Origin of the sequence: Mucilaginibacter sp. AK015, from assembly GCF_014200785.1 — a bacterium.
Lineage (GTDB): Bacteria > Bacteroidota > Bacteroidia > Sphingobacteriales > Sphingobacteriaceae > Mucilaginibacter.
Map to the genome: position 1 here is coordinate 389,122 of NZ_JACHCV010000002.1, position 12,091 is coordinate 401,212.

Below are 12,091 nucleotides of genomic sequence, written 5' to 3' on the forward strand. Positions count from 1 at the left end.
TTACAATACCTCCGGTGCTAATGATACAATTTTCATAAATTGTTTTTCACGTAACTCTCTGGCAACAGGGCCAAATATACGTGTGCCCCTTGGCTCATCCTGGTTGTTTAACAAAACGGCTGCGTTATCGTCAAAACGGATATATGAACCATCTTTTCTGCGTATCTCTTTCTTGGTTCTAACCACTACGGCTTTAGATACAGTACCTTTTTTTACGTTACCTGATGGCAGGGCGCTTTTTACGGTAACTACAATCTTATCGCCAATAGAGGCATATCTTTTACCGGTACCACCTAATACGCGTATTACTAAAACTTCTTTAGCACCGCTGTTATCGGCTACATTTAATCTTGATTCCTGTTGTACCATGTTATTTAGCCCTCTCTAAAATTTGAACTAATCTCCAGTTTTTGTTTTTGCTCAGCGGACGGGTTTCCATAATCAATACGGTATCGCCAACACCGCAGGTGTTTGCTTCGTCATGAGCCATAAATTTGGTAGTCTTCTTTACGAATTTACCATAGATGGGGTGCTTCACCTTCCGCTCTACAGCAACCACAATAGATTTTTCCATCTTATTGCTTACTACCAGGCCGGTACGTGTTTTTCTTAAATTTCTTTCCATTGTTTTCCGACGCTTAAAATTAATTCTGTTCAGAAGCTGACGCCGCCTTGCGCTTTGTTAATTCAGTATTTAAACGAGCAATATCCTTACGCACTTTTGTAATGCGGGTGGGGTTCTCAATAGCCGAAACCGCGTGAGCAAATTTCAGTTTAGTAAGAGTTGATTTTTCCTCGCCCAGTCTTGCTGCCAATTCTTCGGTTGAAAGCTCTAAAATTTCTGAGTTCTTCATTTTCTTTATTCTGTTGTAATGTTGTAATGTTGAAATGTTTGAATGTTGCCTGTATAGCGATTGTAAGTAACCTTACAACCTTTCAACATTACAACTTTTCAACGTTTTTAATTATGCTTCTACGTAATCCCTACGTGTTACAAATCTGGTTTGCACAGGTAACTTTTGAGCTGCCAGGCGTAATGCCTCTTTGGCAACCTCTAATGGCACACCTTCTGCTTCAAATATCATCCTGCCCGGGCGTACAACTGCAACCCAGTATTCTGGCGCACCTTTACCTTTACCCATACGTACCTCTGCAGGTTTTTTGGTTACAGGTTTATCAGGGAATATCCTGATCCACACCTGGCCTTCACGTTTCATGAAACGTGTTACAGCAATACGTGCAGCCTCGATCTGGCGGCTGGTTATCCAGGCGGCTTCGAGTGATTTTATACCGAAAGATCCGAATGAAAGTTCAGCACCACGGGTGGCTAAACCTTTCATCCTGCCTTTTTGCATCTTTCTGAACTTCGTTCTTTTTGGCTGTAGCATTTTCTTAAGCTTTTATATCCGTCACGGATATGTCTGTTCTAATTATTATTATCTCCTTGGACCACCCGGGCGATTGCCGCCACCTTGTCCGCCACGGTTGTTACCACCCTGGCCGCCTCTGCGGTCACCACCTGGTTTACGGTCGCCTCTGCGCTCGCCGCCTCTTTCGCCGCCACGTGCATTATCACGGCCGCCAAAACCGGCACCGCCTTCAGGGCGCCCACCTTTACCGCTTGCGCTGCTTGTACCGCCAATGTTTGGCGATAAGTCGCGTTTGCCGTAAACCTCACCTTTACATATCCATACTTTAACACCTATTTTACCATAAGTAGTTAAGGCTTCTGCCAAAGCATAGTCAATATCGGCACGGAAAGTGTGCAATGGAATCCTTCCTTCTTTATATTGCTCGGTACGTGCCATCTCAGCGCCACCTAAACGGCCCGATGTCATCACTTTAATTCCTTCGGCACCCATTCTCATGGTTGAAGCAATTGTAGTTTTCATGGCACGACGGAAAGAGATACGTGCTTCAAGTTGTTTAGCAATACCTTCGGCAACTAACTGGGCATCAAGCTCAGGGCGTTTTATTTCGAAGATGTTGATCTGAACATCCTTTTTTGTTAATTTTTTTAACTCTTCCTTGATCTTATCAACCTCGGCGCCACCTTTACCAATCACAATACCCGGGCGGGCGGTGTGTATGGTTACGGTAATGCGTTTTAAAGTACGTTCAATAACTACTTTAGATACACCACCTTTGTTGATACGTGCTGATAAGTATTTGCGGATCTTTTCGTCTTCAACTAATTTGTCGGCATAGTGATTTCCACCGAACCAATTAGAATCCCAACCGCGGATGATCCCTAACCTGTTACCTATTGGATGTGCTTTTTGTCCCATTTCAAATTAGTTGTTATCGTTTTTACTATCCACAATCAGTGTTACATGGTTAGAGCGTTTGCGGATACGGAACCCTCTGCCTTGTGGTGCAGGGCGTAAACGTTTTAACTGACGGCCACCGCCTACTGATACTTCTTTTACAAATAAGCCGCTGTCTTCAACACGTTTGCCTTCGTTTTTTGCTTCCCAGTTTTTAATGGCTGATAACAAAAGTTTCTCTACACGTATTGCAGCTTCCTTATTGGTAAATTTTAAAATGTATAACGCTTTCTCAACGTTTTCACCACGTATCAGATCAACCACCAGGCGCATTTTGCGCGGTGAAGTTGGACAGTTCTGTAGCTTTGCAACCGAAGCGCCGCCTACAATGGCTTTCGCAGCTTCTTTTTGTTGCCTGATCAATACAGACTTTTTAATTTTAGTTGTTGCTTCCATGCCTTATTTTTTCTTTTCTGCGTGACCGCGGAATGTGCGGGTTGGTGCAAATTCTCCCAACTTGTGACCAACCATGTTTTCTGTTACATACACCGGTATAAATTTGTTACCGTTGTGTACTGCGAATGTATGACCAACGAAATCAGGAGAGATCATGGAACGACGTGACCATGTTTTTACAACTGATTTTTTACTTGCATCATTCAAGGTCAGAACTTTTCTTTCCAGGTTATGATCTATGTAAGGTCCTTTTTTAATTGAACGTGCCATTATTATTTCTTCCTTCTTTCAATGATATAACGATCTGACCCTTTTTTCTTGTCACGGGTTTTGTAGCCTTTAGCCAATAAACCTTTACGTGAACGTGGATGACCACCTGAGGCTCTACCCTCACCACCACCCATAGGGTGATCTACTGGGTTCATGGCAACACCACGTACCCTTGGCCTGCGGCCTAACCAGCGCTTACGGCCGGCTTTACCCAACACCGCGTTTGCCCTTTCGCCGTTTGAAACGGTACCGATAGTTGCCAAACAAGTTGACAGTATCATACGTGTTTCGCCTGAAGGCAACTTGATAATGGCATATTTACCATCGCGTGCCGATAGCTGAGCGTAAGTACCGGCGCTGCGCGCTAATACACCACCCTGGCCGGGGTTTAACTCAATGTTGTGGATGATAGAACCTAACGGAATGTTTTTCAAAGGCATGGTATTACCAACCTCTGGTGCAGCACTCTCGCCAGATACAACCATCGTTCCAACTGTTAAGCCTTCCGGAGCGATCATATATCGTTTTTCACCATCAACAAAGTGCAGCAGGGCTATACGTGCCGATCTGTTAGGATCGTACTCGATAGTTGCAACTTTTGCAGGGATGTCAAATTTATTACGTTTAAAATCAATTAACCTGTATGCCTGTTTATGGCCACCACCCAGGTAGCGCATAGTCATTTTACCGCTGTGGTTACGGCCACCCGACCTTGTGTTGGCTGCTACAACCAACGACTTTTCAGGAACGTTTGTTGTAATATCTGAGTTAGATACATCAATCCTGAAGCGGGTTCCCGGTGTAACCGGTTTAAATCTCTTTACTGCCATTTCCTTATTATATATTGCTGTAAAAATCTATTGTTTCACCATCCTTCAGCGTGATGATGGCCTTTTTATACGTGGCGGCGCGGCCAGATACTGCACCTGCTTTTGTATTGCGGGTTTTAAGTTTACCTACATATTTCATTGTGTTAACTGCTGTAACGTTAACACCATACATAGCCTCAATAGCGCCTTTTATCTGAATCTTGTTAGCCCTGTGATCAACTTTGAACGCGTAACGGTTAAGTTTCTCAGTTAGTTGAGCTACTTTTTCAGTAAGTAAGGGTTTCTTTAAAATTTCCATATTACTTAGCTAATGCTTCCTCCAAAGTTTTAACAGCGCCTGTAGTTAACAAAAGTTTGCCTGCGTTTAACACATCATAAGTGTTTAACTGGTCGGCAGTGATAACTTTAGTTTTCTTAAGGTTCCTGCTTGATAAATACACATTGTCATTTGCAGTAGCTAATACTAATAATGTTTTAACATCAGTAACATTTAGGTCTGCAACCATTTTAACATATGTTTTGGTTTTGATGGCATCAAAGCTGATGTCTTCCAAAACTAAAATGTTGTTATCCTGTGCTTTGTATGATAAAGCCGATTTACGGGCCAGTGATTTAAGCTTCTTGTTCAACTTAAAGCTGTAATCGCGCGGCTGTGGGCCAAAAACACGTCCACCGCCATTAAATAATGGAGATTTGATGCTACCTGCACGGGCGCCGCCTGTACCTTTTTGTTTATGTAATTTGCGGGTACTACCTGCAATTTCATTACGTTGTTTTGCTTTGTGCGTACCCTGGCGTTGGTTAGCTAAGAACTGCTTTACATCTAAGTAAATAGCATGATCGTTAGGCTCTACTCCGAATACGGACTCAGGCAGCTGCACCTTGGCACCTGTTTCTTTACCTGATAGATTTAATACGTTGATCTCCATCTTATTTATCCACTATTACGAATGAACCCTTAGCTCCTGGGATAGAACCTTTAACAACAAGCAAATTTTGCTCGGCAAATACTTTAACCACTTCAAGGTTTTGTACTTTAACACGAACGTTACCCATTTGGCCGGCCATACGCATACCTTTAAATACACGTGAAGGCCATGACGATGCTCCTAATGAACCTGGTGCACGTAAACGGTTGTGCTGACCGTGAGTTTGCATACCCACACCACCAAAACCGTGACGCTTTACAACACCCTGAAATCCTTTACCTTTTGAAGTACCTACTACATCAACGTAATCGCCGGCGTTAAAAATCTCAACAGTAACAGTGTCACCAAGAGATTTTTCGTCTTCGAAAGTTTTAAATTCAACTAATTTACGTTTTGGAGTGGTACCGGCTTTTTGGAAATGGCCTTTTAACGGACCAGAGGTGTTTTTTTCCTTCTTCTCGCCATATGCTAACTGTACAGCTGCATATCCGTCTGCTTCTACAGACCTGATCTGGGTTACTACGCAAGGGCCAGCTTCGATTACTGTACAAGGAATATTCTTCCCTGTTTCATCGAAAATGCTGGTCATTCCTACTTTTTTACCAATAATTCCTGACATTTTCTTTATTTTATTTGTGCCCATCGAAGCAGTAGGGCTTCGTTCAAGGCATATTATTTCCCCCTTAAGGGACGGCAAAGATAGAAACTTTACATTAATTTTCAAATAGTTAGTCAGTTATTTTAAAATAAATATTGGGTAAACGGAAATAGTTGGTTTTGTGAGGTGTATAGTTAAAACAATTGAAGCGAAAAGTCATCGATTTACTTATTAAAAGTATATTATCCATCTTTATATTTGACAATGAAAATTTTAATGTTCGATGCTTTTCCAGTAGAAATTTGGGGCACTGTAGCCGATTGGGGTGCAGTGTTAGTTTATAGCATAACGGGCTGGTTTATTTATAGCACATTTAGATCGCAGCTTCAGGTACAACGACTTCAACAAAGATCTATCGATTTACAAAACAGATTGACACAAATAGAAATATCAAGGTACAGGTATTCAATAATGCCTAAAATCTCTATTCAAAAACCATCATACGATGAAAAAATTTCTCATGATAAAGTTTTCATAGATAATTTAGAAATAGGATTTAGAGTCTTAAGCAATCCCATAAAAGATATCCGTTTTAATATTACACTTTCAAACGGCATAGAACTACTAAATGAGCATTCACCTAATAATCTTGAGTTTATTAATTCCGATAATTTTTTTCTAATAACTGGAGATATTAAAATTGAACCTGTCGTAATGCCTGGGCATATTTTCAATTATAACGAGACAATTAAATTCGATTTTATTTTTAATGATATTGATGGCAATAATTATTCTCAAATCTGCTTTCTAATACTTAGAAGTGGACAAGACAGTGCATATTCTGAAAATCCAGTATTTAATTTGCCGACTACACCTGCTGTTTAACCCATCATCAACCTTCTTATCAATTCGGCGCTTTGCTTGTTGCCTTCTTCGAGCCGTCCCGCAAAAAAAGCTTGCACCTCGTTAAAGTGTTTTTTGTAGCCTTCCATGTCGCCGTAACCGATAATGGCGCTCCATTCCCGTACGGCAGGGTGAAATTCCAGGTCGTCGCCATGTATGTGGATTATAAACTTGTAAAGCTCGGCACGCTTTTAAACATTAATAAGCTTGACTTTTTCAGGATTGCAAAATTTCACCGTAAATAAAAAAATACTACTTATTTTAGTATTTTAGCCATTAAATCTTTAACCATTATCATTATGAAGAAATTATTACTTGTTATTATTGTGTTGTTCCCTTTTGTATCATCGGCACAAAAACTAACCAAACCAGCTATTGATAAGCTCACAGGTGATACAACCTGGTCTACGTCAAAAGAGAAACTTTACTTACATGGTAACTATCTAACCGGCCAGGCGGAAGGAGTAGTTTGCTGGGTAAGATCATTTAAAGGTTCAAAATCTCTGGTTTTAAACATTCAAACCACCAATCAAAAGAATTTTCCTGCAATGAACACGGGCGGCAAAGCGTATTTTAAATTGGCAGATAATTCTACAGTAACCCTTACCTGTTCAGCGAATGATTACAGTATATCAGGAAGCAACGTTGCTATAGCAGGTAGTGCATTTGCCATGTACGATGTCTCGGCTGAGGAAATTCAAAAACTTACCTCAAGTGCATTGACTTTCTTAAGAGTTGAAACAACCAACGGAAATTTCGATTGTGATATCAAACCTAAAAATGCTGAGATGTTTAAGAAGCAATTTGAATTGATTGCAAAATATTAACTTCCCCAAAAGCCCTTATTTTTTAATAAGGGCTTTTTTTATTGTGGTTTGAGTTAACCTCTACCCCATCATCAACCTTCTTATCAATTCGGCGCTTTGCTTGTTGCCTTCTTCGAGCCGTCCCGCAAAAAAAGCTTGCACCTCGTTAAAGTGTTTTTTGTAGCCTTCCATGTCGCCATAACCAATAATGGCGCTCCACTCGCGTACCGCGGAATGAAACTCCAGGTCGTCGCCGCGTATGGTTTTGTCGTACAGGGCGGTTTGGATGGATTCTTCCAGCAGTTCTTCGTTCTTAAACAGGTATTCGGCAATACCAAGGCGCAGCCTAAAAGGCGGTGTTTGGCATATCAGGTTATCATAAGGGTTTACGCCCAGGTGGTACCAGGCATCAACCATGCTTAATATGCTCAGGTGCGAGTTAGGTTTCTGGTGCCCCGCATCGCGCGCCAGCGAAAACTCGCGCATAACGGCATCGTTAAACATAATGGGTTTACGGCTCTCGTGGAAAACAAAATCGCGTGCGCGGTAAAGGCGGTTCCTAAACTCCTGTTCCTCCTCTTTGATCATCAGCTTAAACAACTCCGATTCCGATTCAGCGTAGCGCTTTACCTGCTGGCGCGCGTAGGGGTTTAGTATAGCCAGGCCGGCATACACGTGCGCCTTATAGCTGAATATGCGCAGGGTGGTCAATATTTTTACATTATCGATACCCCCTATATAAGAGGCGTTCTCCCACGGGAAAAACCCTGCCGACTTCCATGCGGTACCCATGCTCTCGAACCCTACGTGAGTAACTGCCTGCGTATCGGCAACAATTTTATCATGTTCATGGTAATCCTTTATTTCTACTATATCGGTTTCAACCGCGGCGAACAGGTCGAGCATGCGCTTGTAGGCATCTGCCTGGCTGCGGTGGTTTATCAGTATAAGCTTTTGGCCCTTTGGCTCAAAGCCCGGCCCATGCATGGCATGAAAGGTGATGATCTGGGCATCGGCAGGCAGGTATTTTTCAAATATGGCTATCTCCGGGTGCTTAACTGATGTTTGGCCGGCTACTATGGCACCGTATTTGGTTGCCGGCCCGTACTGGGCCACTACCTGCTCCAGTTTATCTGCCTCAACCGAATATATAATAAGATCGCTCACGCGCGATACGTCCTTGCCATCGTCCATCAGGGTTATCCCTAAAGGGGCTAACTCATCTTCCAGCCGTTCCCGGTTATAGGGCATATCGCAGCCGCAAACCGTATACCCGGCCTTTGAAAAAGCTTTGGCATACAACTTACCCATATCGCCCAAGCCTATGATACCTATCCGCATAGTATAAATTAAAAAGGCTAATATATGCTTTTGATAATTACACCTTTAATATATGCTTAACAACTTTTTTATACTTTTAAAAAGTAAAACTGCTTAAATGGATATTACTGCAAAAACAAATAACTGTAAAGCATGCGGTGCCGAAGGTACCGGCAACTACTGTAATACTTGCGGCGAGCCGTACCATGTCCACCGGATAACCCTTAAACACATGCTGCACGAGGCCTGGCATTTGTTTACCCATTTTGATAAGGGTTTTGGTTATACCTTAAAACAACTTGCCTTAAAGCCCGGCTACATGCAGCAAGAATATATTACCGGCACGCGCAGGTTGTATCAAAAACCCTTCTCGATGTTTTTTTTGTGCGGCACTATTACCGCGTTGGCTTTGTATTGGATAAATAAAGGCGTAACAGTTATACATGCATCAGGAGATTCAGACGAGGGGCATTTTTACCAGCATTATTTTGTATTGCTGCAAATGTGCCTGGTACCTGCTTACTGTTTGGTTGCGTATATGGTATTTTATAAACGCTATAATTTTGCCGAATATTTGGTGATACTATTATACAACACTTCAATGCTGTTTATTTTTGTATGTATGGCCAACGCGCCAAAACTGATATTTGGAGGTTTTGAGACAGGGTATATCGAAATTGCTTTTGTGGTATTGTACAATATATTTACTTATCTTAATTTATTTAATGATAAAAGCAGTGTATCTGTTATATTGCGCACATTGCTATCATCGTTACTATGTTTTGGCATATCGCGCATAGCAATGGAATTGTTCATCCGCTTTTTTATGCCACACAATTAATACAAACTTTAGTTAGGTTAACAACGTTAAAATAATTAAAGCCGTTTTAACTGCCCGCTCGTATACAAACACACTGAAACCTAATTTTTAAAAGATGAAGTTTTGCAAATTATTCCCCCTTGTTTTAGCCGCTATTATTTTAACAGCCGCACTGCCCGGTTATACGCAGGACACTGCTAAAAAAGTAAAAGTAGCCACTACGCCTGCAACTCCGAAAAATCCAAACCTCACTAACAAAAGCTACTATAAAAAACCAATTGTTACCCCGGCGCAAAAACTGGGCAATGCCACACCGATAAGTGTGCCAAAGATAACTCAGCCAGCAGCCCCGGTTGATAAAAGCCTGCGCGGCCAGTATCAGTATTTGTTAACCAAAGTATATAACTACCAGCAACCCCTGGTGGCGGCGCTGTTTAAAAACTATAGCGATACTTTAAGCCAGACCCGTAAGCAATTAAAAGCGGCGCAGGCTACCGTTGCAGCGCAAGCCAAAACCATTGACACCTTAAAAACAGCATCTGCCACTAAAGATCAAAACCTGGCCGAATCAAAAGCTAAGGTTGACGAGGTAAGCTTACTGGGTATGCCGTTATCAAAATCTACCTATAACTTGATCATGTGGGGGCTGGTAATTGGCTTTGGCGCCATTGCTGCTATTGTTATTGCCCGCTCGGGCAGCCACAGCCGCGAGGCCAATTACCGTATCAAGCTTTATAACGAACTTGAAGAGGAATATAAAACCTATAAAACCAAAGCCAACGAAAAGGAAAAAAAGCTTGCCCGCGAGCTGCAAACCGAACGCAACAAGAACGATGAGTTGATGGGCAAGGGTTAATTGGTCAACTATCTTAAACTATAATGAAAGCTTTTTTATTTGGCTGGAATCCGCATAAGTTTGAGTGGGCCGGTCTGGAGGCCGACATAGAAAAGCTAAAAACAACCGGCGAACTAATAGATAACTGGAGCGTGGCCAGCCATAAAACCGTCAGGCCCGGCGACAGGGCGTATGTTGTAAGGCTTGGCGTTGAGCCAAAAGGGATATTTGCATCGGGCTACATCGCATCTGAACCATACCTGGCATCGCGTAAAGGGCGGATCTATCACCGTATTAATATTGCTTTTGATGTTTTGCTTAACCCGGAAAAGGAGCGGATACTGACCTTTGATATTTTAAAAACCGGTAACCTTGCCGGGCAGACCTGGTCGCCACAGGCATCGGGTATATCTATAAGGCCGCACTTGGCTGATGAAGTGGAAGGTGTATGGCTTGATTTCCTTGGCGAACATCCTAAGTTCGGGGTAATATAAAGAAACGTCGTAATTGCCCCCTTAAATTGTCGTTTTTACACAGTTACAGTCCCCATTACCAATATTACCTTTGGATATACAAAAACTAAAAGACATGGCAACTCAAATTTTCGTGAACCTACCGGTTAAAGACCTTGATAAATCAGTAGCGTTCTTTACAAAACTTGGTTATACTTTTAACCCGCAATTTACCAACGAGAATGCAACCTGCATGATCATCAGCGATACCATATATGTAATGCTGCTGGTAGAACCGTTCTTCCAGACATTTACAACTAAAGAAATAATAAATGCCAATAAAGCGGTTGAGTGCATTATCTGCTTATCGGCCGATAGCAAGGATGCGGTAAACGAGATGGTGGATAAAGCTGAAGCCGCCGGCGCCAGGATACCCAAACCGGCAACCGATTATGGCTTTATGTACCAGCACAGCTATGAAGACCTTGACGGGCACCTTTGGGAATTTGCATGGATGGACCCTAATGGCATGCCGGAGCACCAGTAAGAATCTGTCTCCGGACTTGCACAGCTGACTGTCCCTGCAGAGATTGCATCGTACCTCGCAATAAATCGCGGGCATATATTATAAAAGCCATCAGTTATTCACTGGTGGCTCTTATAGTAATGGCTCTTGCCTGTTATCCCAAAAGAAATGAATCTCGATGTTCCGCCCTTTTAGCTCATAAAGAAAAGAACAACTAGCATGAACAACGCATCTTCTTAAACTTTCATCCTGAGTTAATGCCTGGTAAATAAGCGGTGTTTGTTGGATAATATCAATTAAGCTGTAAACCCTTGCTTCAAAATCCGCGGCTTTTTTGGCTCCCCATCTTGCAAGGATTTGCTCAAATAATAAATCATATGTTTCAATTGCACGTGCCGAAAAAATTACAGTGTACTCCATCTACACAGCCTTCTTCCTGCTTTTGAATTCCTCATAAGTCATGGTTCGCCCAGCTTTTATATCTTCCCGGCTTTTTTGTATGCCCTTAAGCACATGCTCGGGTAACTCGTTAGTATTATCGTTCATAACAAATGATATGTTTAAAGCTTCTAAAAAAGCTGTAACCACTTTGGCTTGCTCATCAGTTGGGTGTATTACAAATGTGCTCATAAACAAATTTACTTAAAAAAGTATCAGCAACAAAAAAGCCACTCTCTTTCAAGAATGGCTTTTTATTATAGATCTTTCGGTACTATTACACTTTGATCTCAACTTCAACACCGCTTGGCAGTTCAAGCTTCATCAGCGCATCTACAGTTTTCGAGTTTGAGCTGTAGATATCCAATAAACGCTTGTAAGAGCATAACTGGAATTGCTCACGTGCTTTTTTGTTAACGTGTGGTGAACGTAAAACAGTGAAAATTTTCTTTTCGGTTGGTAACGGAAGTGGTCCGCTAACTACAGCGCCCGTGGGCTTTACTGTTTTAACGATCTTCTCGGCTGATTTGTCAACCAAGTTGTAATCGTACGATTTTAATTTGATCCTGATTCTTTGGCTCATTTTGTTTTTGTTTATGACCGTTATAAGAGCTATTTATTATAGCGGCCGATTATTTATT

21 protein-coding genes are annotated in these 12,091 nt (G+C 41.9%); 6 read left to right on the top strand and 15 right to left on the bottom strand.

Features of this window, described 5'->3' with window-relative positions; translation table 11 throughout:
- From rplN to rplC, 11 genes are all read right to left on the bottom strand, one after another.
- Entirely contained in the window at positions 1-369 is a 369-nt protein-coding gene (gene rplN / locus HDC91_RS10930; protein WP_073405786.1) for a 50S ribosomal protein L14, read from the bottom strand.
- 1 nt (position 370) lies between these two features.
- Positions 371-625: a 30S ribosomal protein S17 gene (gene rpsQ / locus HDC91_RS10935; RefSeq protein ID WP_129876199.1), complete on the bottom strand. Its 255-nt coding sequence runs from the start codon at positions 623-625 to the stop codon at positions 371-373.
- A 19-nt stretch (positions 626-644) separates the two neighbouring features.
- On the bottom strand, positions 645-854 hold the full coding sequence (rpmC, locus tag HDC91_RS10940; RefSeq protein ID WP_067059746.1) for a 50S ribosomal protein L29: 210 nt from the start codon (positions 852-854) through the stop codon (positions 645-647).
- 111 nt (positions 855-965) lie between these two features.
- Positions 966-1,388: a 50S ribosomal protein L16 gene (rplP, locus tag HDC91_RS10945; RefSeq protein ID WP_134335648.1), complete on the bottom strand. Its 423-nt coding sequence runs from the start codon at positions 1,386-1,388 to the stop codon at positions 966-968.
- A gap of 48 nt (positions 1,389-1,436) precedes the next feature.
- Positions 1,437-2,288, bottom strand: coding sequence for a 30S ribosomal protein S3 (rpsC, locus tag HDC91_RS10950; protein ID WP_162429517.1), 852 nt, complete (start codon positions 2,286-2,288; stop codon positions 1,437-1,439).
- Between the two features lie 6 nt (positions 2,289-2,294).
- Positions 2,295-2,723 (bottom strand): 50S ribosomal protein L22, encoded by a 429-nt coding sequence (gene rplV, locus HDC91_RS10955; RefSeq protein WP_162429518.1) that lies wholly within the window; start codon positions 2,721-2,723, stop codon positions 2,295-2,297.
- A 3-nt stretch (positions 2,724-2,726) separates the two neighbouring features.
- Entirely contained in the window at positions 2,727-2,993 is a 267-nt protein-coding gene (gene rpsS, locus HDC91_RS10960) for a 30S ribosomal protein S19 (protein WP_067059750.1), read from the bottom strand.
- A gap of 2 nt (positions 2,994-2,995) precedes the next feature.
- Positions 2,996-3,823 (bottom strand): 50S ribosomal protein L2, encoded by an 828-nt coding sequence (gene rplB / locus HDC91_RS10965; protein WP_162429519.1) that lies wholly within the window; start codon positions 3,821-3,823, stop codon positions 2,996-2,998.
- Positions 3,824-3,830: 7 nt separating this feature from the next.
- Positions 3,831-4,121 carry a 50S ribosomal protein L23 gene (rplW, locus tag HDC91_RS10970; RefSeq protein ID WP_121245911.1) on the bottom strand — a complete coding sequence of 97 codons (291 nt, stop codon included), beginning with the start codon at positions 4,119-4,121 and terminating at the stop codon, positions 3,831-3,833.
- A 1-nt stretch (position 4,122) separates the two neighbouring features.
- A complete protein-coding gene (gene rplD / locus HDC91_RS10975) occupies positions 4,123-4,752 on the bottom strand; it encodes a 50S ribosomal protein L4 (protein ID WP_162429520.1) in 630 nt (209 codons plus the stop codon).
- A gap of 1 nt (position 4,753) precedes the next feature.
- Positions 4,754-5,371, bottom strand: a complete 618-nt coding sequence (rplC, locus tag HDC91_RS10980; RefSeq protein ID WP_183552556.1) for a 50S ribosomal protein L3 — start codon at positions 5,369-5,371, stop codon at positions 4,754-4,756.
- A 243-nt stretch (positions 5,372-5,614) separates the two neighbouring features.
- On the opposite strand from rplC, the gene HDC91_RS10985 reads away from it, so the two are divergent.
- Together HDC91_RS10985 and HDC91_RS10990 are read left to right on the top strand one after the other, a co-directional pair.
- A complete protein-coding gene (locus tag HDC91_RS10985) occupies positions 5,615-6,235 on the top strand; it encodes a hypothetical protein (RefSeq protein ID WP_183551935.1) in 621 nt (206 codons plus the stop codon).
- Between the two features lie 317 nt (positions 6,236-6,552).
- Positions 6,553-7,080 (top strand): hypothetical protein, encoded by a 528-nt coding sequence (locus tag HDC91_RS10990; RefSeq protein WP_183551938.1) that lies wholly within the window; start codon positions 6,553-6,555, stop codon positions 7,078-7,080.
- A gap of 60 nt (positions 7,081-7,140) precedes the next feature.
- Here the strand turns inward: HDC91_RS10990 and HDC91_RS10995 are convergent, their stop codons facing one another.
- Entirely contained in the window at positions 7,141-8,400 is a 1,260-nt protein-coding gene (locus HDC91_RS10995; protein ID WP_183551941.1) for a prephenate dehydrogenase, read from the bottom strand.
- 97 nt (positions 8,401-8,497) lie between these two features.
- Between HDC91_RS10995 and HDC91_RS11000 the strand changes: the two genes are divergently transcribed.
- The 4 genes from HDC91_RS11000 (at position 8,498) to HDC91_RS11015 (ending at position 11,033) form a co-directional block, all read left to right on the top strand.
- Positions 8,498-9,220 carry a DUF3667 domain-containing protein gene (locus tag HDC91_RS11000; protein ID WP_183551943.1) on the top strand — a complete coding sequence of 241 codons (723 nt, stop codon included), beginning with the start codon at positions 8,498-8,500 and terminating at the stop codon, positions 9,218-9,220.
- Between the two features lie 94 nt (positions 9,221-9,314).
- Entirely contained in the window at positions 9,315-10,055 is a 741-nt protein-coding gene (locus HDC91_RS11005; protein ID WP_255476706.1) for a hypothetical protein, read from the top strand.
- 23 nt (positions 10,056-10,078) lie between these two features.
- Positions 10,079-10,528 carry a hypothetical protein gene (locus HDC91_RS11010; RefSeq protein ID WP_183551946.1) on the top strand — a complete coding sequence of 150 codons (450 nt, stop codon included), beginning with the start codon at positions 10,079-10,081 and terminating at the stop codon, positions 10,526-10,528.
- Between the two features lie 94 nt (positions 10,529-10,622).
- Positions 10,623-11,033: a VOC family protein gene (locus tag HDC91_RS11015; RefSeq protein WP_183551948.1), complete on the top strand. Its 411-nt coding sequence runs from the start codon at positions 10,623-10,625 to the stop codon at positions 11,031-11,033.
- A 111-nt stretch (positions 11,034-11,144) separates the two neighbouring features.
- Here the strand turns inward: HDC91_RS11015 and HDC91_RS11020 are convergent, their stop codons facing one another.
- From HDC91_RS11020 to rpsJ, 3 genes are all read right to left on the bottom strand, one after another.
- Complete coding sequence (locus HDC91_RS11020; protein ID WP_183551950.1) at positions 11,145-11,432, bottom strand: type II toxin-antitoxin system RelE/ParE family toxin; 288 nt, start codon at positions 11,430-11,432, stop codon at positions 11,145-11,147.
- The gene (locus HDC91_RS11025) at positions 11,433-11,642 is read right to left on the bottom strand and encodes a DUF2683 family protein (RefSeq protein WP_183551952.1); all 210 of its coding nucleotides are present in this window, start codon (positions 11,640-11,642) and stop codon (positions 11,433-11,435) included.
- A gap of 85 nt (positions 11,643-11,727) precedes the next feature.
- Positions 11,728-12,033: a 30S ribosomal protein S10 gene (rpsJ, locus tag HDC91_RS11030; protein ID WP_022830652.1), complete on the bottom strand. Its 306-nt coding sequence runs from the start codon at positions 12,031-12,033 to the stop codon at positions 11,728-11,730.
- Positions 12,034-12,091 lie beyond the last annotated feature (58 nt).

What these genes read in the sequence shown, in the direction of transcription:
- rplV (WP_162429518.1), bottom strand. Translation starts at nt 2,723, where the DNA reads ATGGAAGCAACAACTAAAATTAAAAAGTCTGTATTGATCAGGCAACAA.
- rplD (WP_162429520.1), bottom strand. Translation starts at nt 4,752, where the DNA reads ATGGAGATCAACGTATTAAATCTATCAGGTAAAGAAACAGGTGCCAAG.
- rpsS (WP_067059750.1), bottom strand. Translation starts at nt 2,993, where the DNA reads ATGGCACGTTCAATTAAAAAAGGACCTTACATAGATCATAACCTGGAA.
- rpmC (WP_067059746.1), bottom strand. Translation starts at nt 854, where the DNA reads ATGAAGAACTCAGAAATTTTAGAGCTTTCAACCGAAGAATTGGCAGCA.
- HDC91_RS11010 (WP_183551946.1), top strand. Translation starts at nt 10,079, where the DNA reads ATGAAAGCTTTTTTATTTGGCTGGAATCCGCATAAGTTTGAGTGGGCC.
- HDC91_RS10990 (WP_183551938.1), top strand. Translation starts at nt 6,553, where the DNA reads ATGAAGAAATTATTACTTGTTATTATTGTGTTGTTCCCTTTTGTATCA.
- rplW (WP_121245911.1), bottom strand. Translation starts at nt 4,121, where the DNA reads ATGGAAATTTTAAAGAAACCCTTACTTACTGAAAAAGTAGCTCAACTA.
- HDC91_RS11000 (WP_183551943.1), top strand. Translation starts at nt 8,498, where the DNA reads ATGGATATTACTGCAAAAACAAATAACTGTAAAGCATGCGGTGCCGAA.
- rplN (WP_073405786.1), bottom strand. Translation starts at nt 369, where the DNA reads ATGGTACAACAGGAATCAAGATTAAATGTAGCCGATAACAGCGGTGCT.
- rplP (WP_134335648.1), bottom strand. Translation starts at nt 1,388, where the DNA reads ATGCTACAGCCAAAAAGAACGAAGTTCAGAAAGATGCAAAAAGGCAGG.
- rpsJ (WP_022830652.1), bottom strand. Translation starts at nt 12,033, where the DNA reads ATGAGCCAAAGAATCAGGATCAAATTAAAATCGTACGATTACAACTTG.
- HDC91_RS10995 (WP_183551941.1), bottom strand. Translation starts at nt 8,400, where the DNA reads ATGCGGATAGGTATCATAGGCTTGGGCGATATGGGTAAGTTGTATGCC.
- HDC91_RS11005 (WP_255476706.1), top strand. Translation starts at nt 9,315, where the DNA reads ATGAAGTTTTGCAAATTATTCCCCCTTGTTTTAGCCGCTATTATTTTA.
- HDC91_RS11015 (WP_183551948.1), top strand. Translation starts at nt 10,623, where the DNA reads ATGGCAACTCAAATTTTCGTGAACCTACCGGTTAAAGACCTTGATAAA.
- HDC91_RS11025 (WP_183551952.1), bottom strand. Translation starts at nt 11,642, where the DNA reads ATGAGCACATTTGTAATACACCCAACTGATGAGCAAGCCAAAGTGGTT.
- HDC91_RS11020 (WP_183551950.1), bottom strand. Translation starts at nt 11,432, where the DNA reads ATGGAGTACACTGTAATTTTTTCGGCACGTGCAATTGAAACATATGAT.
- rpsQ (WP_129876199.1), bottom strand. Translation starts at nt 625, where the DNA reads ATGGAAAGAAATTTAAGAAAAACACGTACCGGCCTGGTAGTAAGCAAT.
- rplB (WP_162429519.1), bottom strand. Translation starts at nt 3,823, where the DNA reads ATGGCAGTAAAGAGATTTAAACCGGTTACACCGGGAACCCGCTTCAGG.
- HDC91_RS10985 (WP_183551935.1), top strand. Translation starts at nt 5,615, where the DNA reads ATGAAAATTTTAATGTTCGATGCTTTTCCAGTAGAAATTTGGGGCACT.
- rpsC (WP_162429517.1), bottom strand. Translation starts at nt 2,288, where the DNA reads ATGGGACAAAAAGCACATCCAATAGGTAACAGGTTAGGGATCATCCGC.
- rplC (WP_183552556.1), bottom strand. Translation starts at nt 5,371, where the DNA reads ATGTCAGGAATTATTGGTAAAAAAGTAGGAATGACCAGCATTTTCGAT.